The organism is Aporhodopirellula rubra (assembly GCF_014192335.1).
Classification (GTDB): domain Bacteria; phylum Planctomycetota; class Planctomycetia; order Pirellulales; family Pirellulaceae; genus Rhodopirellula; species Rhodopirellula rubra.
Window position 1 is genome coordinate 140,993 of record NZ_JACHXU010000013.1, and the last position, 22,720, is coordinate 163,712.

At 57.2% G+C, this 22,720-nt stretch carries 19 protein-coding genes; 8 read left to right on the forward strand and 11 right to left on the reverse strand.

Going from position 1 to position 22,720, the window contains the following annotated elements; translation table 11 throughout:
- Window positions 1-13: 13 nt before the first annotated feature.
- From FHS27_RS17950 to lpxD, 6 genes are all read right to left on the reverse strand, one after another.
- Window positions 14-1,591 carry a methyltransferase RsmF C-terminal domain-like protein gene (locus FHS27_RS17950; RefSeq protein WP_184306255.1) on the reverse strand — a complete coding sequence of 526 codons (1,578 nt, stop codon included), beginning with the start codon at window positions 1,589-1,591 and terminating at the stop codon, window positions 14-16.
- Complete coding sequence (locus FHS27_RS17955; protein ID WP_184306256.1) at window positions 1,588-1,911, reverse strand: hypothetical protein; 324 nt, start codon at window positions 1,909-1,911, stop codon at window positions 1,588-1,590. The genes FHS27_RS17950 and FHS27_RS17955 overlap by 4 nt, the downstream gene beginning before the upstream one ends.
- Window positions 1,904-2,941, reverse strand: a complete 1,038-nt coding sequence (locus FHS27_RS17960; protein WP_184306257.1) for a SpoVG family protein — start codon at window positions 2,939-2,941, stop codon at window positions 1,904-1,906. Before FHS27_RS17960 ends, FHS27_RS17955 begins: the two co-directional genes overlap by 8 nt.
- A 3-nt stretch (window positions 2,942-2,944) precedes the next feature.
- Window positions 2,945-4,174 carry a 4-(cytidine 5'-diphospho)-2-C-methyl-D-erythritol kinase gene (locus FHS27_RS17965; protein WP_184306258.1) on the reverse strand — a complete coding sequence of 410 codons (1,230 nt, stop codon included), beginning with the start codon at window positions 4,172-4,174 and terminating at the stop codon, window positions 2,945-2,947.
- Window positions 4,175-4,424: 250 nt separating this feature from the next.
- Entirely contained in the window at window positions 4,425-5,348 is a 924-nt protein-coding gene (locus FHS27_RS17970; RefSeq protein ID WP_246420094.1) for an LpxI family protein, read from the reverse strand.
- 119 nt (window positions 5,349-5,467) lie between these two features.
- Complete coding sequence (gene lpxD, locus FHS27_RS17975; RefSeq protein ID WP_184306260.1) at window positions 5,468-6,595, reverse strand: UDP-3-O-(3-hydroxymyristoyl)glucosamine N-acyltransferase; 1,128 nt, start codon at window positions 6,593-6,595, stop codon at window positions 5,468-5,470.
- A gap of 281 nt (window positions 6,596-6,876) precedes the next feature.
- Here lpxD and FHS27_RS17980 point away from each other — a divergent pair, with 281 nt between their 5' ends.
- From FHS27_RS17980 to FHS27_RS18010, 7 genes are all read left to right on the forward strand, one after another.
- Complete coding sequence (locus FHS27_RS17980) at window positions 6,877-8,214, forward strand: FliG C-terminal domain-containing protein (protein WP_184306261.1); 1,338 nt, start codon at window positions 6,877-6,879, stop codon at window positions 8,212-8,214.
- 157 nt (window positions 8,215-8,371) lie between these two features.
- Window positions 8,372-9,316, forward strand: coding sequence for a FliH/SctL family protein (locus FHS27_RS17985; protein ID WP_184306262.1), 945 nt, complete (start codon window positions 8,372-8,374; stop codon window positions 9,314-9,316).
- Window positions 9,313-10,830, forward strand: coding sequence for a FliI/YscN family ATPase (locus FHS27_RS17990; protein WP_184306263.1), 1,518 nt, complete (start codon window positions 9,313-9,315; stop codon window positions 10,828-10,830). The genes FHS27_RS17985 and FHS27_RS17990 overlap by 4 nt, the downstream gene beginning before the upstream one ends.
- A gap of 6 nt (window positions 10,831-10,836) precedes the next feature.
- Window positions 10,837-11,331, forward strand: a complete 495-nt coding sequence (gene fliJ / locus FHS27_RS17995) for a flagellar export protein FliJ (protein WP_184306264.1) — start codon at window positions 10,837-10,839, stop codon at window positions 11,329-11,331.
- Window positions 11,332-11,395: 64 nt separating this feature from the next.
- Window positions 11,396-12,046 carry a hypothetical protein gene (locus tag FHS27_RS18000; protein ID WP_184306265.1) on the forward strand — a complete coding sequence of 217 codons (651 nt, stop codon included), beginning with the start codon at window positions 11,396-11,398 and terminating at the stop codon, window positions 12,044-12,046.
- Window positions 12,047-12,132: 86 nt separating this feature from the next.
- Window positions 12,133-13,866: a flagellar hook-length control protein FliK gene (locus tag FHS27_RS18005; RefSeq protein ID WP_221225192.1), complete on the forward strand. Its 1,734-nt coding sequence runs from the start codon at window positions 12,133-12,135 to the stop codon at window positions 13,864-13,866.
- 491 nt (window positions 13,867-14,357) lie between these two features.
- Window positions 14,358-14,864, forward strand: coding sequence for a hypothetical protein (locus tag FHS27_RS18010; RefSeq protein WP_246420070.1), 507 nt, complete (start codon window positions 14,358-14,360; stop codon window positions 14,862-14,864).
- A 652-nt stretch (window positions 14,865-15,516) separates the two neighbouring features.
- Here FHS27_RS18010 and FHS27_RS18015 read toward each other — a convergent pair.
- From FHS27_RS18015 to FHS27_RS18035, 5 genes are all read right to left on the reverse strand, one after another.
- On the reverse strand, window positions 15,517-16,743 hold the full coding sequence (locus FHS27_RS18015) for a DUF1559 domain-containing protein (protein ID WP_184306267.1): 1,227 nt from the start codon (window positions 16,741-16,743) through the stop codon (window positions 15,517-15,519).
- A 293-nt stretch (window positions 16,744-17,036) separates the two neighbouring features.
- The gene (locus tag FHS27_RS18020; RefSeq protein ID WP_009100125.1) at window positions 17,037-17,201 is read right to left on the reverse strand and encodes a hypothetical protein; all 165 of its coding nucleotides are present in this window, start codon (window positions 17,199-17,201) and stop codon (window positions 17,037-17,039) included.
- A gap of 563 nt (window positions 17,202-17,764) precedes the next feature.
- Window positions 17,765-19,207 (reverse strand): sulfatase, encoded by a 1,443-nt coding sequence (locus FHS27_RS18025; protein ID WP_184306268.1) that lies wholly within the window; start codon window positions 19,205-19,207, stop codon window positions 17,765-17,767.
- A gap of 136 nt (window positions 19,208-19,343) precedes the next feature.
- On the reverse strand, window positions 19,344-20,780 hold the full coding sequence (locus FHS27_RS18030) for a sulfatase (protein ID WP_184306269.1): 1,437 nt from the start codon (window positions 20,778-20,780) through the stop codon (window positions 19,344-19,346).
- A complete protein-coding gene (locus FHS27_RS18035) occupies window positions 20,737-21,012 on the reverse strand; it encodes a hypothetical protein (RefSeq protein ID WP_184306270.1) in 276 nt (91 codons plus the stop codon). The genes FHS27_RS18030 and FHS27_RS18035 overlap by 44 nt, the downstream gene beginning before the upstream one ends.
- Before the next feature lie 339 nt (window positions 21,013-21,351).
- Here FHS27_RS18035 and FHS27_RS18040 point away from each other — a divergent pair, with 339 nt between their 5' ends.
- Window positions 21,352-22,683 carry a PQQ-binding-like beta-propeller repeat protein gene (locus FHS27_RS18040; RefSeq protein WP_246420073.1) on the forward strand — a complete coding sequence of 444 codons (1,332 nt, stop codon included), beginning with the start codon at window positions 21,352-21,354 and terminating at the stop codon, window positions 22,681-22,683.
- The last annotated feature ends 37 nt before the right edge of the window (window positions 22,684-22,720 follow it).

Below are 22,720 nucleotides of genomic sequence, written 5' to 3' on the forward strand. Positions count from 1 at the left end.
GCGCGGTGGTGAGCTATTCGACCCGCGCGAACCGGGCCAAATGGTTTTTCCCGATACGCCCATCGCTCTTGATCCAACCCAACGGTCGGCCACGATGGCGAACGATCTGCCATCCGGTTTGTTCCGTTGCGGGGATTGTTTGACCCGACAAATACATCGACGCGGTCGCGTCGTCGACGTCCAACGACGTGGTCCCCTCGATCGCCGCGTTCCGCCGGATCGCCGCGGCGTGGGATGGTTTCCAGGTCGACCCAGTGCGGTGCGCGACCTCGGGGCCAATCACAAATTGCTCGTTGACCCAATCCGGCGCGTCGGGAGCGTTTGCGTCGATGATCCAATCGCGGAGTTGGAAACGATGACGCCGATCATCAGGGCAAATCAAGAAGGGAAGTTGCTCGATCGCATCACGGGGAACCATGGCGTCGTCACGCGAACGCGATGTCGTGCTGCGTCTCCACGACGCATCGATCCGATCGCGATCAAGGTCGGCCGTCTCGGCAGCAGCGGGTTTCGCTAGCCGAGCGGCAAAGCTGCCCGCGCACGCGCTGCGATGCGGCCAGAGTCGGTAACTGCACTGGAGAGCTTCGCCGGGAAAGGAAATCGGCAGGTCGCTGCGGTAGTCAACAAGGCGTTGGACCGGAGACGCGGTGAGGCCGAGTTCCTCCATCATGAATCGCACTTGCCCCTCGTTCTCTTTGATCGCGAAAGTGCACGTGCTATAGACGATCGTGCCGCCGGGACGAAGCAATCGTTCTGCCGCAGCGAGAATTCGGTTTTGCCGTAAACGGTTTAATTCGATTTGACTGGTTTGAACCGCGGTGGCGGATTGTTTGCCACGAGCTACGAGAGCCTGGCCGCTGCACGGGGCATCGACCAAAACGAAATCAAACAAGCCCGGGAATTTATCCGCGAGCACCTCGGGGTCTTCGCTCGTGATCGCGTATTGGTCCGAGCCCGTGCGGGCAAGGTTGTAGGCCAACGGTGCGACGCGAGACCGGATCGGTTCATTGGCGAGTAGGAAACCACGAGGTGGTATTACTTCGTCAGGCGTCGTTTCGGCGAGCCGGTAAGGTTCGTCAATTGCTTCGAGCAAGCCGCTGGCCTTCCCGCCCGGAGCGGCACAGAGATCACAAATCAGTTTTCCACGGAGTTGATCCGTGTCGGCTTGAGCCGCCGCGAGTGCGAGCAACGATCCGGCGTCCTGGAGATAGAACTCACCCGCTGCGTAGTCGATCGTTCGCGAGGGACGCGTCATTTCCGGCGACGGATGCATCGCCATCGGGTACCACGGAACCACGCGTGATTCACGATCCGGACCGAGCACAGTATCGGCGAGGTCGGTCGAAAGATTGTCTTTGCAATTGAGGACGTCGCGCCGCATGCGCAGCACGTTCTCATGACGGGCGACGATCGCCTCGCAGAGCTGCGTGATTTCCGCTTCGGGCAGCGCAACCTCGCCCCCGACCTCACACTTCAACGATTCGCCGACGGCCTCAACGCTGAGGTTTGCCGAGTCATTGGAGCCGCGTTTGGGACGTTTGGATGGACGCTTGGACGACGATTTCGATTTTCGATTCTTCTTGTGGCTCACCGGTTTGTCAGTTTGCCCCAGAGCATCGTTCCTAGCGACAGCGCGGCCGCGAGCAGCAACGGCGACGTGACCGTGAACAGAATGAAAAGGATCTGTGGGCCACGCCGACTGCGGTCGGCCGTGATCGGAGTCCCCAACAAGAGAGACAATTCCTCTTGGATTTCAGGGATTCTCGCCGCGTAGACCAAGCCTGCCGAGATGACGGCGGCGACAACGACGAGGATCAGCATCGGCGCGATCCCGATCTGAATCGGATGTGTCGGCGCACGACGCGGTGGCGTCGAGACAGTGGAAGAAGATTGAACGGGACGATCAGTCATCGAGAATGCCGGCGCCGAATCCAGAACTCATGTTGTCATCGGAATCGGGCGAGTCGCTCGATGTGTCGACCTTGCCCATCCCCGTCGAGGGCGGAGTGTTGGTGATGGTTTGTCGGCTCGAGCCACCACGACGGTCTTGGAAATGGGGCCGCGGGATCGTGTTGCGGACACCGGTTTCGGCACGCGTCATCTTCGCGTCGTCGGTTCGTTCGGTTTCGTCTTGGGCCGATCGTTGGCGGGATGGTTTGGCGTCGGAGGCAAAATTAGGCGACTGCAGATTCTGCTTCTCGTCAATTCTCGCAGTCGTGGTTGCGGGATCGGTTTGCGGCGACTCGGCGCCGCTATCGTCCGCATCAGAGGCGGTTGCCTCCGTGGCGGCGGCAGCATCGGACGGAGCGGGTGCGTCGGACTGCGTTGTTTCGGCGGGTGTTTCGTTGTCAAACAATCCCGCGCCGAACGCATCGTTGGTGGGCGGTTCGGTGGCATTTTCGGAGATGATCGCCGGGCCGGGGAGGGACGCTTTCTTGATATTCGATTTCACTTTAGGTGGATTGGGTGAGGTGGACGCGTTCGATGCCGAGACGTTGGCGTCCGCGTAGTCGGCTTCGTCGTAATCACCGGCGTCGAAGTCGTCGTCGTAGCGGCTTCGGTAGTTGGGTTGAGCTGACCGTTGCAGTTCCGCGTTGAATTCTTCGATAACCGCGTTTTGGATCATCTCGCGGCATTCACTGTTAATCGGATGAGCGACATCCGCGTAGAGCTTTTGCGGCGAATCGACGTTACCGCTGAACAGTTTCGCACCGCATTGGTTGCAGAAGGAAGCACGAAGATGGTTCTTGCTGCCGCACCGGTTGCAGTGTCCGGTGAGTTTGCGTGACGGCATGGCGACGAAGGGGCCGTGACTGCCGTCGATTATTTTTAGGTCGCGAACGACGAAACTTTGGTCAATCGTGATCGAACAGAACGCTCTCAAACGGTCTTCCGAACCTTCCATCAATTTGATGCGAATCTCGGTAATTTCCACCACCATCCCCTATGCGATTTGGATCTCCGGTGCTGCCGAACAGGTCGCGACGACTTTTACCAACGCGCCTCCTGACAACTGCTCGCGAACGAACGCGCTCAATTCTCGTGTTTTCGCGACGTCCGATGCGCTCGTCGCGTCTGTCGCCGAACCGGGTGCCGTGTCGGCCGACAATTCATCGGGAGTCAACCAAGCGAAACAGGCCGAACCGCTGCCGGTCATTTGACAATGCGAATCATGTTGCGGTTTCGGAGACCATCGTGCTTTGGACTGCCGCAAACATTCTAGCGCCTCATTGACGTGAGGTGATAGCCCGCTGGCCGGGTCCGCGAGAGCATTATAAAGAATCCCGGCGGTCGGGATGGGACTGGGGCGAATAAATGTTTTAATCGTATCGAGGCCACTTTTGGGGTTCGCCGAGACGGTTGCTCGCGAGTAGACCGCGGCCGTCGAGAGAGCGATTGGCGGGTAAATGACGAGAAAACGATGCTTCACAGGCATTTCGTGGAAACTCAATTTCTCGCCGCGGCCGAGTGCTCGTGCGAGTGAACCGAAACGTTCGCGCGATGGATCGGACTCCGGATCGTGGGAAATGTCCGCACATGTGTCCCCTAAGAAAAACGGCACGTCGCTGCCGAGTTGGGCGGCCATTTGTGTCAGCTTTTCGTCCGTGAGGGCGCTCGCGAGATCTGGATTGGCGTTTTGCAGGGCACATTTGGCCAAACGCAGGGTCGCCGCCGCGTCGCTGCTGGCTCCGCCCATTCCCGCACCACTGGGGATCCGTTTACCTAGTTGAACTTTCCATCCGCCGTTGTATCCGGTTTCGTCGTTGACCAGTTCGAGTGCCCGGTGGACCAGATTGCTGCCGTCGGTCGGAACGTCGAGCAACGCGTCGCGAACCCCAACGCCGAGTTCCTCTGCGATCGCCGTTCGATCGGGCAACCAATCCACCGACAGTTTGATGCCGGGTGTCGGTTTGAGTTGCAGTTGCAGTTCGTCACGCCAGTCGATTGCGACCATGACGGTGTCGAGTTCATGAAATCCATCGTCTCGCCGACCGAGAATTTCGAGAAAGAGGTTTAGCTTCGCAGGCGGCGAGGTTCGGTAGGGCGTGTCGGCGTTGGAAATGAGTGCGATTCCGTCTGGATTGAAAAAGCAAAAGGAATTGCCAGCACGATGCGTAACATCTTTGGTGGCGTTACTAGTCGCAAGTTTCGGCCGGTCGCAGGTTTTAGCCAATGTGACGCCCGGTGTTGGACGATTGATTCGCCGCGAAGGCGAGTTCCATGTTGCTCTGCGAGTTTTTAATTCATTTTCGATAGGCCGGACCGAGCAAACATTGTGATTGCCGGAGCGGCGGACGCGATTGGGGCGTTTGGGAATTTGTTGCTGTGTTTTGAAGTTGGTTCTTTGCGCTGTTCGATCGCGGTTTGCGTCCTTGATCCGGCCTACTTTGTTGGCGTTCGGTCAAATAGGCAACCACGTGCGATTAGGCTGCGACGCTTGCTGATTTAGTTCGTTTGAACGCGATCAGGGCAATCCCCAAACGGTCGGCTAATGCGATCGTTTCTTCTTGATCGAGCAAGATCGTTCGGTCGGCTTCGATCGCGATTGCGACTCCGCCTGCGTCGGCGACGTTTTGGATCGTTTGGGTGCCGATGGTCGGGACGTCGAAACGCATGTCTTGGTTTGGCTTGCTGACTTTGACCAACGTCCATCCGCCTCGTCGGCACAATTCACCACTGCGACGGATGCACGCGTCGGTACCCTCAATCGCTTCGACTGCGATCACGGTGCCGTCTTTGATCGCGACGGCTTGTCCGATATCCAGTCCGCCCATCGTTTTGGCGATCGACCATCCGAACTCCGCATCACGCATCGCTGATGTCGACAACGATTTGCGTGTCAGTAATCCTTCCTTCACGAGTAGCTCCGGTGCGAGTCGGGTGGCCGAACAAATTTCGATTCGGTTGCGATGATAGGTATCAATGACGGCCGACAACAATCGATCGTCGCGGGCGTCGCGGCCTCGTCCCATCAGCAGCGGGCCGAAAGTACGCAGGCAGGTGAGGTCGGGGAAATGACGCAGCCAGAGCGAACCGCCATACAACAGGTCGGACTTGAACAGTTTGCCCGCCATGGTCACTTTCGTGACATTCTGTTTTTTGAAGAAACGCAGGTGTCGACCGAATCGGCCGACGCCCGACCACAAAACGTGATCACACGCGGCTTCGATTTCAGGACCCGCGTGGCCGCTGATGGCGACACAGACGACTGGGTTGCCTCCCTCGCGAATGCGATGAGCGACTGAGATCGGGAAGCGTCCCCACCCGGCAACCAAACCCACCGGTTCACCCGCGGCCAACGTGACGTCGATGTCATTGCTGACGACGTCATCCACCGACGCGTCCATGAAGGAGACGTTGCCTGCGGAAGCGGCCATGTCATCGCGGATCGCGTGTTCGTAGGCCGCTTGATCGAGGACAGCGTTTTGGTGAGAGATTGGTTTCATGCTGGCGTGTGGCCGTTGTGCTATGCCGCTTTGGACGAAGAGTCGTTCACCTTGTCTTCGATTTGTTTGACCAACGTGCGAACTTTGCCCTGCACTTCTTTGAGTTCACGGCGGAGGTCGGGCAGTTTTCGCTGCACGGCCAACATTCGGAGCTGTTCTTGCTGTGGCGTTGCCGGTGATCCGAAGTAAACGCCTTTGGTCAGGTTGTCCATCACTCCCGCTTGAGCGCCGATCGTGACGTGGTCGCCAAGGTGAATGTGGTCACGCAGTCCGACTTGTCCGGCGAGCACAACGTAGTCGCCCGTCGAGCAACTGCCGGCGATGCCGACTTGGCTGCACAGCAGGTTGTGTTTTCCGATTCGGCAGTTGTGTCCGATCATGACTTGGTTGTCGATCTTGGTGCCTTCGCCGATGCGTGTGGCGCCGTAGGTGCCGCGGTCGATCGTGACGGCCGCGCCGAGTTCAACGTCGTTGTCGATCTGCACGTAGCCGAGTTGGCTGGTCGGCATATGTTTGCCTGCCACGTTTCGATATCCGAATCCGTGGGCCCCGAGCGTCGAGCCGGCATGGATCACCACGCGGTCTCCGAGCCGGCAATACGAATAAAGGGTCACGTTAGGATACAGGACACATTCGGCACCGATCGTGCAACCGGCCGCGATGCTGACTCCGGCGTGGATTTTGCAATCAGGGCCGATCGTCACCCCGGCGCCAATGGAAGCGGCGGCACTGATTTGTGAGGAAGGATGGACATGCGCGGTCGAATCAACGCCGGTTCCTGGCACGTCTTGATCGATCGGTGGACGGAAATGAAGGATGATTTTCGCAAATGCCGCGTGTGGGTCTTCGACGATGATTTGCCATGCGGGGCCTTCGTTGTTGATCGATTCGGCGGTCAATGCCGAAGGCGTGATCAGCACGTCAGCGTGGCATCCACGGATCGCTCCGGCGTTTTGCACTTGGTCGACCATGGTGACTTCGCCCTGCTCGGCTTCCGAGGGCGGCGCGGCACCGCGGAGCGACGGGTTGTTCGAGTCGGTCTTGCTGCCGGACAGCGGCAACAGTTCCCCGCCCGTCATTTCGACGATTCGAGCGAGGGAAAGCGGCGCGGGCGATGAGCTGTCGGCGGAGTAAATCACGGTGGTCATGGATCGGAACTCCTGTCAAACGATCTTCTGGGTCAGATACACGTTCCTATGTAGCAATCCGGCCCGAGCGGTCGCAACGCTGATTCAGCCCTCACGGGCGTCTTCCTGGTTGTTTCATTCGCGAATTTCTGCCGCCGAATTCAGCCTTCGCGCCGCACCCGGAACTTTAGTAGAAGTCAAAAAAGAATCGTAAAAAGTTCGATCTCGCGTTTCGCGTGCTGTTCTCCTTTGCTGATCGTTCTTTTTCCCGTCTCCACGTTCCTTTTGTCTGTCCGACTGCTGTGAATTCTGTCGCATCCACCGCCGAAAACGAAGCTCGACGTGCCGCGTCGCTGCGTCGGATCGCGATCGTGTTGCAGGATTTGCCCAAATCAATCGCCAAAAGTCTGCTCGCGGACCTCTCTCCTGAGGCTCGGCAGCGAATCCGTCACGAGGTGGCAAACCTCATCGATGTCGATCCGATGGAGCGACGACGGGCACTCGAATCGTTCACCGGATCGCTCCGCCGAGGCGCCGCACGACAACAGGACACGGCCCCGTCCAACGGCACCGACGAAATCACGCTATCGCATTCTGCCCACGCGGCGGCCGCCTACCAGCCTCATCTCGCGGGCACTCGAGAGAAGGGCACCCGAGAAAACGGGGGCCGAGAGAATTCGGCCCGCGCGGCGTCGAATCACTCGCCGCAGAATCATGATAGCCCGTCCGCTCAATCGCTCGAATTTCTCGGCGAGGTCAGCGACGAGGATTTGTTGAGCCTACTTAAAGACGAACATCCGCAAACCAAAGCCGTCGTTCTCTCGCAGATCGCGCCTTCGCGTGCGGCCGCTTTGTTGCCGCGACTCGGCCCCGCTCAGCGACAAGATCTCCTCACCCGGATCGGACGACTGCACACGCTCCCCGAAGAAATGCTGTCAGATTTGGCGAGCAGTTTTCGCTCCCGTGTCGAACGCATGACCACCACACGCAGTCCCAACCCGTTGCAGAGTTTGATCGACGCCTACGGCGCGGGCCAACCAATCGACCCCGCAACTGCGGCGAGTCACGTGCCCTCATCAGCCGCCGCCGTGTCGCCCCGATTGCAAGCGATCTTGGCGGAGATGCCTTCGTCAACGCCACCAAATAAAAACAACCATTCCGAAGCGTCACCCGCTTCTCACGTTTCGACTGATGATACGCAGGAGTCCGCCGCGGATCGGTTACGACGGATCACTCGCGATGAACCCAACGCCCCAACAAGTAACGCCAGTGAACCCCAGGCAGCCACGAGTGCGTCGAACGCTAACCGTGGGTTATCGACCGATGAAATTCATCAGGAACTCGTGAAGTTGCCGCCGCGAAAATTGTGCGAAGCCCTCGGCCGAGTAGAAACTCGTAGTGCGATTTTGGCGTTGTGTGGATTGCCGAACAAAGTGGCCGATGCGGCGATCGGATGTCTGCCGCGAGCCCAAGCCAATCAGGTCCGTCAGCGATTGATGGCCGTCGGTTCTTTGGAGATTCGTGATATCGATCGTGCCAAAGAAGCGGTCGCCGCGGCCGCACAAATCAGCACCCAGTTGTCTTCGCCCGCCACGCCGACCGTCGGTGTTCCTCAACCACGGGTAGCCGTTGCGATGTGACAAGCGTCGTTGAGTGCCGCGGACGCTGCGGAGTTCAGGGGCTGCGTCACGCGATACGCGTTTTTCCCAACTCGACGTCGGAAATATCCCAAGCGATGCCTCGCGTCGAATTCGCCTCTTCAACCACGCTTAGATTCCCTTCGCTACCAATCGCTCCATGGCCACCATTGTTAAATCCGACTCCGCGTCGGCTCCAACGACGCCCGCCGCCGAGCATTCGACTCCGGCGACGGGAGTGTCCGTGCCGGCAGGTCGATCCCGGCGTGTGATTAAAACCGTATCGGTTGCCCCTGACGCTCCGTCAACGTCAAAGGCATCGGATTCGCTCGCCCCGGCGGGAACGGCGGGAGTGTCGGGACGTATCTCCGGTGCAACGATCGGCAAACATGAGGCTGGCAAGACCGGTTTGGCGGAGTTCAACCTGTCGGATTTGGCAGACGAGGGGCGGAAGCAAATTCAGCGATGTCAACAACAGGTGGACGCGATGCTCGCCGAAGCCACCAAGCAAGCCGAAGAGCTGCGAAAGCAAGCCCGCGTCCAAGGGCACAGTGACGGAACCCAAGCGGCGATCAAAGACATCGAGCAACGCGTCAATCGCGAAGCGGAAGCGAAAGCGAAAAATCAGGTGCAGTCGTTGCACCAAGCCGTCGAGCAAATGAAGCGGCAGTACGATGATTGGATGCGGCAGTACGCCGAGGTCCTGACCACGACCGCAATCGCAGCCGCCGAACGCCTCACGCGTTCGCAACTCGTTCTGCCCAATGCGGAGGACGGGTATGCGGTAACCGAGTCACCGAAGGCATCCAATGATAACGAGAACGGCGACGAACCCGCCGAGCATCTTCTCGTTCGATGGGCGCGCGAGGCGCTGCACAGCACGCGTTCGGCGAGCCGGTTGACGCTCGCGGTTCATCCCGACACGCTCGCGCAGCTCGGTAAGGCTCTCGACGAATTACTCGCGAACCCTGATTTGCCCGAGCAGTCGATGGTTATCCCTGACGAAACGTTGAAGGTAGGCGACGTGATCGTCCGACAAGACGGCGGCGAAATCTCCGCCGGTCTCGACGCTCAACTCAACCGCTTGCGTGAGGAGCTATTGTGAGCAACGTTCCCACACTCGACCTGCCTCGTCTTCCTGATGCAGATGCCACCGCCGCGTCGTTGCGCAAAGCGGTCATGTTTCAAGTTCGCGGTCGTGTCGCGTCGGTGACCGGTGACGCCGTCACCGTGCAAGGCATGACGGCGCCGTTGGGCGCTCTTTGTGAGTTGCAACCACCCGGCGCGCCGGCAACGCTCGCTCGTGTGATTGGGTTTGACGATACGCGGCCGATTCTGGCGCCGATGGAACCGATCACGCGATTGGCTGCGGGGGATCGTGTTCGATTGGTCTCTCACGCGTTGACCTTGCGTGTCGGGCAATCGTTGTGCGGGCGGATCGTGGACGCATTCGGACGCCCGATCGACGGGCGACCTCTCAGCGACGATTTGATGCGTGTTGATGTTTCTCACTCGTCACCCGATTCGCTCTCTCGCCCGCCAATCGATCAACCATTGCAAACCGGTGTGCGAGCGATCGACGCGATGTTGACGTGCGGTATCGGTCAACGACTCGGGATCTTTGCCGGTTCCGGTGTCGGTAAAAGCACGCTGTTGGGCATGATCACTCGCGGCACGAACGCGGACCGCGTCGTCATCGCGATGGTCGGCGAACGAGGACGTGAAGTCGGCGAATTCATCCAACGCACCCTCGGCACCGAAGGACTGAAGAAAAGTGTCGTGGTGGTGGCGACCAGTGACAAACCCGCCGCTCAGCGATTATCGGCAGCCTACACCGCGACCAGCATCGCCGAACAATTTCGCGACGAAGGACACAACGTCTTGTTGTTGGTCGACAGTGTTACACGATTCGCGATGGCGCAACGTGAACTCGGGCTCGCAGCGGGCGAACCGCCGACGACTCGCGGGTATCCGCCGAGTGTTTTCAACCTGTTGCCGCAACTCGTCGAACGTGCCGGACGGACTGAGAAGGGATCGATCACCGCATTCTATACCGTGTTGGTTGAGGGGGACGACAATAACGAACCCATCGCCGATACCGTTCGCGGTTTGCTCGACGGGCATATCGTGCTGAACCGTAAACTCGCTCACCGTGGACACTTTCCCCCGATCGATATCCCCGAAAGTGTCAGTCGACTGCAGAACCATCTCGTGACACCGGAGATTGCCAACGCCGTTTTGAAAGTTCGCGAGCACATGGTCCAGTACGACAACAGCGAAGATTTGATTTCGATCGGCGCCTATCGCCAAGGAAGTGATCCCCGGATCGATGCCGCGATCGCAATGCGTGACCCCATTAACATTCTGCTGCGGCAACACAGCGACGATCAAACACCGATGGAGATGTCGCACCAGATGGTGATGAAGTTGGCCGCCGCACAAACCGTCCCCGCGAACCCGGCCGTAGCTGGTAACGGCGGCGCGCAGGCTAACGCGGCCGCACAAGCAAACGCGGCCGCACAAGCTAACGCGGCCGCACAGGCAAACGCGGCCGCCGCTGCGGCAAATGCCGCCCAAGCCAACGCGGCCGCACGTCCCAATTCAGCCGCGGCAGGATAATCACGGATGCCACCTTTTCGTTTTCGATTCGAGTCGTTGTTGTCTCTCCGTTGCCGCCGCCGTGACGAGGTTGGAGGAGAAGTTGGCAAGGCAACCGAGGCGATTCGTCGTGTCGATGAACAGATCGATTCGTTGCAACAACAACGTGACGCCGTTCGCGTGGAAGCCGCCCAACGGTTCGCATCTACCGGCTCTGGGGGAACGAATCGCGTTGTCGTCGATCGCATTTTGCAAGAAGGACGATACGACATTCAGCTCTCCCTTGAACAGAATGCCCTTCGAGACACGCGAGCGAAATTGGAAGTCGAGCTCAACCGTCGTCGAGGTCTGCTCGTCGAAGCGGAGGCCGAGGTGAAACAACTCGAGCGATTGCGTGAAACTCAAATGGCCGAGCATCATCAATTGCAGTTGCAAGCGGACCAGGCCGAAGCAGATGATCTGACGACGGCGAGAATGGTGATCGCCCAGCGACAAGCGATTAAGAAACGCAACGCGTCGTGAGTTAGCGTCGTGAGTTAGCGGCACCCAATACAAACGCCATGGAATCCGAGGAGGTCGGTAAAAGATGAAATTCTTAATGCGAATGATCGCGATGGTCTGCGTCGCTACCTGTCTGACCCAGTTGATCCTGTTTGGCTATTTTGTCTTTCAAGGCACCCTCGATGGGGCCTCCGCCACCAAAGTTCTCGCGTTAGTGAACGGAATCGATATTTCCGGCAATCAATTGCGGCAAATCATGCGTGAGGGCGAAGACCGCGAGCAACCCGATTTCGATGAGATTTTGGAAGCCCGACAGCGTCAGAGTCTCGATATCGACATGCGGCTGCGGAGCCAGCGAGAGTTCAAGGACGAGCTTTCCGTCATGCTGGCGAGTCTCCGATCCGAACGCGAGCGGTTCGACGAACGTCGCGAATCATTTGACCGCCGACTTGAGGAAATCCGCAAAGGAGCCCAAGAAGAGGGGATCCGAGAAGTCCAACGGACGTTACAAGCTCTCGAAGCGGAACAGTCAAAAGAGCTACTGTTGAGAATGTTTGACGATAAAAGAATTGATGATGTCGTTAATATCATTCAAGCTATGCCAATCGATAAACGAAAAGATATCTTAGCGGAGTTCGCATCTGTTGAAGAACAGGACAAGCTTCACGAGATCCTGCGCCGCATCGGTGATGGGATGCCCACGACCACGGTGATCGACGACGCCCAAGGAAGATAATCCGACGGATTTGGCGTTTGGCGATCTTTTCGCCGCTGGACAAGGCACCCCGACCAGGACATCCGATCACGGCTGGGGGGCCGGTGATGACATCGAACCATACATGGAGCGCGAGCCAAGCCGGCTCCCGCACGTCGGACACTTTATCGCCGACACGCACCGAATCGGGAATCTCCAATTTGCGTCGCCGAATTGCGGCGGCCAATGGCGATGACGGCGGAACCGCTGTCGGATTGGGAGATCCGTTTGCGGAAATCTTCGCCGCGATCGCCACCGCCGACACACCATCGTCGCAACCGGTGGAGCCCGTCGAGCCAGTTTCCTCGGATGATACTCAGGTCGATGATCGCAAAGAATCCGAGGACACGTCTAACGATGAAGCTGCGCAGGCGGAGCATACCCAAGCCGTCGTCGCGGTCAACGATGAATTGCCGTTAGATGGCGTCGAAGAAGCCGACGTCGAAGAATCCGAAGCCGTCGCTTTGGTAGAATCGGAAACGATCGACGAAGCGCTCGGGGATGCCGACAGTGATGGTGAAACCGTTGAACAGGTCGAACTGACTCAAGAAGACGACCAGAGCGAGAGCGAAACGCCTGTCGTTGTCGCGGAATCAGAAAACGGTGAGCAGGAAACGGTCGTTGACCCCGAGCTGATCGTCGGTGCCACTCAAGATCGTGAGCGGCGCCAGTCTGATTCGCCGACCGAAGAAGTCGCCGAACTCGAAACGCAAGTGGTCGAAGCTGACGAACTCGCTCAGGCGACCGCGAAGACGCCGAAGGATGAGCAAGCCGACGAGTCAGATTCGGACGTTGAACTCAGTTCGAGCGACAATGGTGATAAACCGACCGAATCGAAAGTGGAGCGTCGCCGCTACACGAACGGATCCGAGCAGGGTGCGGCGAACCAAGATTCAGAGTCCAACGGATCATCATCCGACGCTCAACAAGACGCCTCCGGTGAGAAGGCTCGCCAAGCCGTTGCGGCCGACAGAGCGAGAGCAAAAGGGGATTCGCGTTCCGGAGGTATCGACATCTCCGGCATGACGACAACCTCGACCGCGATGCCCGCCGACGTTGGGGCCGCCGCTTCGGCCGCGGTTCGTGCGGTCGGCCAAACTTCCGCGTCCGCGGTCACGGGCAAGGCGGCATCGGGCGGCATCACGGCGACGAATTCGGTGTCGTCGGCTGGGAATTTTTCCGCAGACGGTGCGGGATCGGAATCGGGTCCAGGCGTTGATTCGACGAGTCGTCCAGGACGCGAGGCCAATTCCTCCGCGTCGGCCAAAGGTAGCGCCGGCGTCGACACGAATGCTGCGGTGCAACGGGCGAAACTCGTACAGCGGGTCAGTCGCGGTTTCCAGCATCTCGGCAGTGGTGGCGGTCAAATTCGAATGAAACTCGCACCCGAACAACTCGGGTCGGTGCAGTTGCAGATGAACGTTCAGAACGGCCAACTCAGTGGGCGGATGGTGACGCAGTCGGACGCCGCGACACAGATGCTTCGAGAACAGTTGCCCGACCTCCGTGCGGCGTTGGAAAACCAGGGCATCAAACTGCAGCGAATCGATATCGAAACCGACGCGTCGTCGACCGATACAATGGGGCGCGACGCCGATGGGCAGTCGGGCGAGTCCGCCGGTCACGGTGGTCAGCAGTTCGCGGACGGCCAAGCCTTTGCGGGCGGACGAAATCGCGCGGGATGGTCTGACGTCAACGCATCGTCGCGAAATCGAGCGGACTCCAAAAAGGCGAACGCCTCCGCTCCGGCGCCGGTTCGCTCGTTACCCGTTGCCGCCGGGCGTGTCGATCTGCAGGTTTAATGCCTTCCCGATTTCGACGCAGCCACTGTCGCGAGACGGTGGGCCGCGTTTGGGAAAAATGTTGCAACCTATTAAAGGCATGCAACGTTTACATAATTGCTATCAAACCATCTTCGTTGCCGAGGTAAGTCTCGGATGCGTGTGTCAGATGTCTGTTTCTGATGCCTATTGAGCCCGGAAGGATTCAACGCATGAAGGCCAGCGTTACTTCTTGATTGTTCGCGGCTACGACGAGCAAATGGATCGAGAACGAAGCGCGCGTTATCGAATTGGCGGCGCTCGCTTCCTCTCTGAAATGCTGCATGGGTGGCGGACGTCAGGCTCTCGAGGTGGTGTTGAAATGCACATCAATTCTGGTGCCGGTTGTGCCGATAGAAGGGACAGAATTGATCTTTCGCCGGTCGGCGTTTTTTCTATGATCGGTTCGGACCGAACGTGTCAACTTTGGGCACGTTCTTTGTTTTCAGTGATTGCGTACTCAAGGATGGGCCATGCGGACTCTGCTTTTACTCGGATTAGCTGTCGGCGGTGCTTTCATGGCCGGATGGTTCACGATCGAACGTGACGGCGACAAAACCCGGATCGAGATCAACAAGACCGAAATCCGCCAAGACACGCGGCAAGCGATCGACAAGGGCCGCGATTTGCTCGAGAAGCGTGAGCAAGAACGTCTCGCCCGCGAGCAGCAGCAACAACAGCAATCCGGGTACGCGACCGGCCAAGGCGGCTGGCCCCCACAAGCCGCGCCGATTCAAGACACCGGGTACGCAGGCTATCCACCGCAGAACCCGTACAGCAACCAGGCGGGATATAACAACCAGGCCGGGTATAACAACCAGGCTGGGTATGGTAACCAGCCTTATGGAGCGCAGCCCGCTCCCGGTGGCTACAACCCGTCGTATCCAGCCCCAGGTGCCAACCAACAACCGGCGCCGATCCAACCACAGCAGCCTCGCTGGACCGAGATGCCACCACCGTGGCAACAACAAACCCGCTAAGATGGGAGGCGATCGTCCGGTAGCGACTGGCATTTGGTGCACGTCAATATCAAGTAATGGATCTTGCGAAAGCTCCAGTCCGTTGATTGATCGGCCAGGACCAGTAAGGTCATGGGGTCGGCAAGAACGCCTATTGCCGAACGTGTCTTCATCCTGCCACGGGATGCTTCAGGCCGGTGAACGCTGTGCCTAGGAGCGGGCGCAACTCTATTTGAAAAGTGCCACGCAAGATTGGCAGCGTCGCCTTTTCTGGGAATGCTAGGGCAGCACCGAAGTCGCCCGTCGGCAGCGTTTATCTATCTTGATTTTAAGCCTGCCATCGCGGTGCTTTGTCGGTGAAATCCCTTCTCTCGTTGCTCTTGTCAAAGCGAGACCTGGAAGGGGAGGCTATGTCTGGTATGCAATTTTTAGCCGGCCAGTCAGCTCAGGTTTGTCTCCGATGTCGCGGCTACCCTTGGCTGTCCAGGGCTACCCGTTTATCGAAAGCGTGTCCGAGGCATGGATTCGGATCATCTTTGCGGATCAGGCCTTCAAGTTTCGATGTGATTTTCCAAACGCTGTTAGTCCGAAGCAATGAAAAAAGGGGAGGCCACCGAATTGGCAGCTTCCCCTACAACGAAACTCATCCTACGCGTTTCAGCGATAGAGTTGACTAAAACTCTTGGTCGATAACTTCCTTGGAAGCACGCGTACCGAGGGCTCCCCACAATCCGTATGGGCTTTCGCGACCTGGTGCACGTGCCCCTGTACCATCCCGCCAAACGTTTCCGATTGTTGCATCGCCAGCCTCGATCGAATCCGTGATGAACTTGACCGCGCCGTCAGCCATCAGCACGTGAGCACCGCCTTGATGGCGACTGCTTGCTGAACCAGTGCCGAATGTATCGTTGGGGGAGCCAGCCGTTCCACCACCACCAAAGCAAAGCTCTGTATTGGGAGGCAGGATCGTATTCATCCCCGACCAGACCATACGGCCAGCAGCCCAGCGATACCCACGACCGACAGCCGACGCTGCCAAAGTCGCTGGTCCGGGCATGGAGCTGACCCAGAACTGCGGTCGCTGCGGATCAATTTGATTTTGGTTGCGGCAGTAAAGCGGAACGTTACGCACGTTGTTATTCTCGTTTCGGAAACTTGCGATTGTTCGTTTGTCTCTATCACCCAAATCTGTCGCAATCTCGCCGCCAGCGATCGTATTGGCGAGCCCATCCAAAATATCACGGAATGCCGTACTCTCTCTTGGCACATAGACGCCACGGCACGCTGCTCGGCCTCGACCGCTGAACCAGTTTGGGATGCCTGCCGTCGTCACGGCACCACCAGAGATGTAGGTTGATCCGTAGTGTCCGGCATCAGTGGAGTCGCCCATGCAAGCTGCATAGTTGGTCCTCCCACGAGCGGGGGCACCCGTTCCAGGGTCGCTCGGGCATCGCAGCCCTGGTACTTCCGTTGCCCATGGAACGTATTGCCCATTCCACTGAGGAGGCCCCATCGGCGGGAAGGGAGGGTTCTGCGTCCCGCCATCGATTCGTTCTTGATTGGGATTAGCGATCTGTTCCCAGAGAGCCTGCTGTTCCATAAACGGCAGTAGGCCAATTAGATACGACTGCTGAAACGCATTGTCATCGTTCCCGCCGTTACCTGGAGAAATTGTTCCCCAGTTCTGACCAGGAAGCGATTTATAGGCAGAATGATAGTTGTGCATCGACAACCCAATCTGTTTGAAGTTGTTGCTGCAACTCATGCGACGTGCGGCTTCTCGGGCAGCCTGGACCGCCGGGAGGAGCAGTCCAACAAGCACACCGATGATGGCAATCACGACTAGGAGTTCAACTAATGTGAATCCGTCGCGATTATCTCGCGATCGATTAAAGAACATGAAATTAACCTGTGGGGAGGAGAATAATCAAAACACGCATAGGAGAATGTAAGGCAGTGCTTACGCACACAACTCACTTTGATTTGATATGAAAACTTAAAGAGCAAAACATCCAGACGGCGCAATCATTCTTTGTTCAAACAAATTTTGTCAAACAAAGCTGTCTACAAGAATTACGCGAATGAAAAACCCCCTCCCGCATAATTTCGATAAGAAGGACGGGCCACGCACGCAGGCTGCAACTTGATCACTGAGTAGCGGGACGTATTGAAGTATGCGTCCAATGTGCCGAGCTATTCCGTATCATCGTTGGCTGCTTCGGCCATCCCATCATTGATCTCTTGTAACTCAGCATCGTTTGGCAGCGGCTGAATGACTGTCGGTTCGGAGCTACCGCAGCCTAATGTGGGGGCGAACAAAACTGAAACGAGGACGAGTCGTCGAATGGCAGAATTCATGGTTTTTCAGCAGGTTTAAAGTTGGAAACGGTTTCGGATGCCGCGTCCGAGTGGCGGATCGTTTCAAAATTCGCAAGCAAACAAATCGATTGCGGAAACAAACTAGTCAAGCGAGGGATTGCAAATTTAAGCCATTGCCTTCGCTCCTAGATGGAAGCCTCCACTTGCTAGAGAGAGGATAGTGGAGGGTGAGCAACCGAGAGGTGCTTAAGAAATCAAACGATAGCTTTTCGGAGACGCGTCTGAAGGAAACCATAGAGACGCGTCAATACGAACTTTTTGCGTTTTACCAAACGCTCGTTGCACTATCGCCCTGCTCTGTTGGGGGGATGTGGCTTAAGTTCCGTTTGGGAAGTTTGCGGAACGGCGTTCAGGTTTTGAGAAAGAAGTACGGTTGTTCCTGTAGTTAGTTGCCATGCGTAGGTGGCACCTAAAAGATCTTTTCCTGAACGGTGGAAAAGATTGTCGACGGATTCAGAACCATTTGTTCAAACGAGTCGCCATCCAAAATTGCGAACGTGAACGCGTCTGTATTTTGAGCGTTCGTTATCGCTCGCGGGACGTTATCGTGATGCGTTGGTTGGTTTGATGATTTCAAGAAGTCGTGCGTCGAGTTGATTCACCGTGACCGTGTTTTCGGGAAGCTCGGCAACGTTTTCAGTAGCGATGTCAGACCGAGAATGATCGTACAACTCTCGGGCAATCAACTCACCGTTCTTTCGTTGCCATCTCGTGTAACGCCAATTGCCGCTGCGGATCGAATATCCCATGCCGCCGCCGCGAGGATACTGGCTTAATGCCGCTCGCTTTCCAGGCAGTGTTGGATCGGCGAAGAGCGGCAACAGGCTCTCGCCCTCGCATGATTTTGGAGTGTTCAGTCCGCACCACGCGGCGAGCGTCGGGTAGATGTCGATGTATTCAACGAGCGCTTTTGAACGCTGGCCTGTTGGGATCCCTGGGCCGCTGCAGATCAGCGGAACGTGAGTGTCCAATTCGAAGTTGGTGTGCTTGCACCAGTCGCCGTATTCTCCAACTTTCCAACCGTGGTCACTCCAGAAAACAATGATCGTGTTCTCGCGAAGGCCTTGCCGATCGACTTCCTCGAGGACTCGGCCGACCTGGGGGTCGATGTAGGAAACACAGGCACGATACCCGTGAATCAACGTTCTCGTTTGTTCGTCGGAGAGATCGTCCTTCGCGGGAATCCCGGAGTAGGATCGCAGTTCACCCCACGTCGTCGTGGCTTGGTCCGCGGCACCGCGGGGCGGTGTTCGCGCAGGGATTTTAATCTCGGCCGGGGCGTACATGTCCCAATATTTTTGGGGAGCGACAAACGGGAGATGCGGCTTTTTGAATCCAACCGCAAGGAAGAATGGCCGATCATCTTTTTGTCGCAATTGCTCGATCGCGTTGTCCGCGATGACTCCGTCGGAGTAGGTGCTGTCGGTGACGTCGGAACTCTCGAACGCCGGCCCTTTGACGAACTGTCGGAACTCTTTCCCTTTTAGTTTTTGCTTTCGCGCTTCCTTGGTTTTTTCAGTGATAACGGCAACCGTTTCCGCTCCCGTGTACTGCGGTGTTGAGCAGGCGTCGAGCACATCCCAGAACGCTTTGTCGTCGCGACCGTGGTGATAGATTTTCCCGAACGCAACGGTTCGGTAGCCGTTCTCCTTGAAGAACCGAGGCATCGACATCGCGTCTGGCAGAGCTTGGTTCAGGGGATGGTCGAGATCAAAGACGCCGGTTGAATCCGGACGCATGCCCGTCATGAGGCTAATGCGTGAGGGCGCACAAACGGCCTGTTGGCAATATGCCTGTTCAAACAAAAGTCCTTGCCGGGCGAGTGCATCAAGATTCGGCGTCTTCATGTGTTCGGCGCCGTAGCAACCAAGTTCGACGCGTAAATCATCAACGCCAATGAAGAGAATGTTTTTGCGTGGCGATTGTGCGTTCGCAATCGAGGTTAAAAAAAGCAGGGTGGTCGCAAGAAGGAAAAGTTGTTTCACGATGGTGGCTTCGCGGGGGATTGAATGCAGGGAAGTGAATGCAGGGAAGTGAATTCAGGGAAGTGAATTCAGCGGAGTTGTGGGGAAGGTGTGCAGTCTGTCGAACCAAACATGGCAGGCCCGAAGCCTTTGTTGTTTACTTCTTTGGTTTGTGTTTGCCTTTCTTCTCGGCCGTGGTGGCCGGTTTGCGTTGGAAGCCTGTTGATTCGCGTTTGGCGTTAAGCTGTGCTCGGAGTTTTTTCAACACCGAAGCGTATTCTGGATTTTCTGCTTGATTCGTAAATTCACCAGGGTCTTTTTTTAGGTCGTACAGTTCCGTGCCTGCGTCGCCGAAGCCCCACTGAGTGAATCGCCATTCCGCAGTGCGGATCGATTCGCCACCGCTGCGGCTGATCGTGAATGCTTGCTTCTTGGTCCAAGATGGCGACTGGGGATCGACCAACAACGGTTGGAGACTTGTTCCCTGGAGAGTGTCGGGTGCGGGAAGGCCGGCCAGGTCGGTAAGCGTTGGATAGAGGTCGACCAATTCGGTGATCTCGGTGGTGCCACGACCGTGCCGGTCTTTTAGCCACGGCACGCTGATGATGAATGGCACACGTGTGGCTTCCTCGAACAGGTGCTGTTTTTGGTATTTGTGGTGGTGTCCCAAGAGGTATCCATGGTCGCTAGTGAAGACAACGATCGTGTTCTCAGCGAGCCCCGTTTCTTCTAGTGCATCGAGAACGCGTCCGACTTGTGCGTCCATGTAGGAAACGCTGGCGTAGTAAGCTTGCAGCAGTCCTTTGTGCGATTCCGATGTCACGCCGTACGTCGTGCTATTTCGTTTGTAGTTGCGGATGATTGCAGGCACATCGTCCAGGTCGTTCTCGGGTACAACCGGAGCTTCCATTGCCTCACGGTCGTAGAGATCGAAATACTTCTTTGGTGCAACGAGAGGCACGTGCGGTCTTACGAATCCCACCGCCATGAAGAACGGTTTGTCTTTCACCCGGTCTAGCATCTCGATGGCGCGATCTGCCGCCATCCCGTCGGCGTGTTCGCTGTCTCCACCGGATGCCACCACACCGGTAAAGTTTTGGGACTCTTTGTCTTTTGGTGACCAGTTCGTCAGTTCGCCGGGAGCGTTTTGTTCGGGAGCCTTGATGTTGATGGCGTCGTCCCATGACAAGGGATCGTCTCTCTCCGATGTTCCCTCAATGATTTCAAATGGAATCCGCATGTGATAGATCTTGCTGACTCGTCCCGCGAAGTAACCGTTGTTACGAAACGTCTGCGACAGCGTCACGACGTCAGGCATGCTGGCTCGTAAGGTTCCTCGATTTCCGAGCGTCATGTTCGAATACGGATATAGCCCTGACATGATCGACGCACGCGACGCACCACAAACCGGATATTGACAGTGCATGTTCTCAAACTTCACGCCTCGTTCGGCGAGGCGATCGAGGTTTGGCGTCTTGCACTGCTTGTGCCCAAAACCACTCAACGCGGTGTTCAGGTCATCTGCAATCAAAAACAAGACGTTCGGTTTTTCAGCGTGTGCTGACGATTGCGGAATCAATGTCGCTGCGATCATGGCAGAAATGATCAGCGCAGGAATGATCCGACAAGGTGTTTTCATCATTCGATTCCTCTTTGTCGTTGAGAGACTTAGCAACGGTCGATTCGTATTCGACATGGGGACTTTCGCAGCGTGCCGCTGAGGCTTCGGTCGTTGGATGTCGTTCCGCGTTATCTCTGACAGCGATACGAACTTTTAGCGGCAGTGCTGGTCCGCTGAGTGCGTCGTCGTCGTCGACCTCGTTCATCCGCGCATCAATCACTTCGCGAACGTTCGATCAGTGTACCAATTTGCGCTGCTGTGATCGGCAAGTTGCTTTTTCCAGACGCATCGACTTCCATCGCGTCAATCACTTCTGCCGAATGGCTGGGAAGCGTCACGCAAGAGCGATGCCTTTTGAGGGACGAGTCAGCGGGGCCATGAGGATTCGCGAATTCATATGTCCGTGATTGTGAAATCGGTGACGGGGGACGGTGAGTGGATCGGGTGGGGAGGAATTTTTGGGGGTGAGAACGTGCTTGGGGGAGGGGAATCGAGTATCTTGGCGTTGATTCCCTCCCCATTCTCGTTTTTGCAAACGCCCGCCATGAAGCCCCGCCTTTCTTTAATTCTGTCTGTTGTTGTGTCCGCAGTTCCGTTGATGTCGGCACGCGGTTCAGACTCGTGGCCGCAGTTCCGGGGGCCTGCGGGTGACGGGGTGGCGGTGGACCAGTCGCCGCCGGTCGCGTTCGGCGAAGATGATCATGTCGCGTGGAAAACGACGCTGCCGGGGAAGGCGTGGTCCTCGCCGGTGATTTCCGACGGTGTGGTTTGGGTGACGACGGCGGTCGAACGAGTTCCCTCGGAGGAGGAGCGTGAAGCGTTGTTGCGCAACACGAACAACGACGCGCGGAAGTTCAAGCAACTCGCCATTGCGAAAGCGATCGAGCTGAAGTTGTTGGCCGTTGATCTCAAGAGCGGTCAGCATCGGCAGACGATCGATCTCGTGACCGTCGAAACACCTGATGCCATTCATGCGACGAACTCGTACGCTTCGCCAACTCCCTTCATTGATGGTGAGCACGTGATTTGTCACTTCGGCACGTTCGGGACATTTTGTGTCGACCGTAGGTCGGGTGAAGTTCTTTGGCAGCGTACTTTGCCACTCGAACACGGTGTCGGTCCGGGGAGTTCGCCTGTGGTGCACAAGGGACGCCTGATCTTGATTCAAGACGGCATGGATCGTCAGTACGTGACGGCGCTCGATGCGTCGACCGGGCAAACGTTGTGGACGACCGATCGTCCGCCCATGGAGGCTCCCACCGGTGACCAAAAGAAGGCGTATTGCACTCCCGTCGTGGTGACGGATTCGACGGGTCGGGAGCAATTGTTGTGCATGGGGTCGCAGTGGATGGTTTCCTACAACGCGGAAACGGGTGAAGAATTCTGGCGGCTTTATCACGGCAAGGGGTTCTCGGTGGTGCCGCGACCTGTTCTGCTCGATGACGTGGTTTATTTTGCGACGGGTTTTGGGAAGCCCGAGTTGTGGGCGGCGCGGATTGACGGCAGCGGTGATGTGTCGTCAACGCACGTGCTCTGGTCGGTCAAGAAAGGCATCCCTTCGAAATCTTCACCATTGCTTCATGATGGGCTGATTTACTTGGTCGACGACAACGGTGTCGCGTCGTGTTTTGATCCCGAGAGCGGGGATTTGGTTTGGAAGAAACGTCTCGGTGGCAAGTTTTCGTCATCGCCGTTGTTTGCGGGCGGTCATTTGTACTTCGGCAATCATGAAGGCGAAGTCTTTGTGCTGACGCCCGGAGAGGATTCCGAGGTGGTGCAAACCAATCAGGTGCAAGGCCAGATCATGGCATCACCCGCCGCGATCGAGAACGCATTGATCCTGCGAACCGACCTGGCACTTTATCGATTCGAGTAGTTCGGTACGATATCGCTCGACCGTACTGTTCGCCCGA

Excerpts from the sequence above, each read along its gene's own strand:
- FHS27_RS18040 (WP_246420073.1), top strand. The coding sequence starts at position 21,352 with ATGAAGCCCCGCCTTTCTTTAATTCTGTCTGTTGTTGTGTCCGCAGTT.
- FHS27_RS17985 (WP_184306262.1), top strand. The coding sequence starts at position 8,372 with ATGGCCACCATTGTTAAATCCGACTCCGCGTCGGCTCCAACGACGCCC.
- FHS27_RS18020 (WP_009100125.1), bottom strand. The coding sequence starts at position 17,201 with ATGAATTCTGCCATTCGACGACTCGTCCTCGTTTCAGTTTTGTTCGCC.
- FHS27_RS18000 (WP_184306265.1), top strand. The coding sequence starts at position 11,396 with ATGAAATTCTTAATGCGAATGATCGCGATGGTCTGCGTCGCTACCTGT.
- fliJ (WP_184306264.1), top strand. The coding sequence starts at position 10,837 with ATGCCACCTTTTCGTTTTCGATTCGAGTCGTTGTTGTCTCTCCGTTGC.
- FHS27_RS18035 (WP_184306270.1), bottom strand. The coding sequence starts at position 21,012 with ATGAACGAGGTCGACGACGACGACGCACTCAGCGGACCAGCACTGCCG.
- FHS27_RS17960 (WP_184306257.1), bottom strand. The coding sequence starts at position 2,941 with ATGGTGGTGGAAATTACCGAGATTCGCATCAAATTGATGGAAGGTTCG.
- FHS27_RS18005 (WP_221225192.1), top strand. The coding sequence starts at position 12,133 with ATGACATCGAACCATACATGGAGCGCGAGCCAAGCCGGCTCCCGCACG.
- FHS27_RS17955 (WP_184306256.1), bottom strand. The coding sequence starts at position 1,911 with ATGACTGATCGTCCCGTTCAATCTTCTTCCACTGTCTCGACGCCACCG.
- FHS27_RS18010 (WP_246420070.1), top strand. The coding sequence starts at position 14,358 with ATGCGGACTCTGCTTTTACTCGGATTAGCTGTCGGCGGTGCTTTCATG.
- FHS27_RS17970 (WP_246420094.1), bottom strand. The coding sequence starts at position 5,348 with ATGGACGCGTCGGTGGATGACGTCGTCAGCAATGACATCGACGTCACG.
- FHS27_RS18015 (WP_184306267.1), bottom strand. The coding sequence starts at position 16,743 with ATGTTCTTTAATCGATCGCGAGATAATCGCGACGGATTCACATTAGTT.
- FHS27_RS18030 (WP_184306269.1), bottom strand. The coding sequence starts at position 20,780 with ATGATCGCAGCGACATTGATTCCGCAATCGTCAGCACACGCTGAAAAA.
- lpxD (WP_184306260.1), bottom strand. The coding sequence starts at position 6,595 with ATGACCACCGTGATTTACTCCGCCGACAGCTCATCGCCCGCGCCGCTT.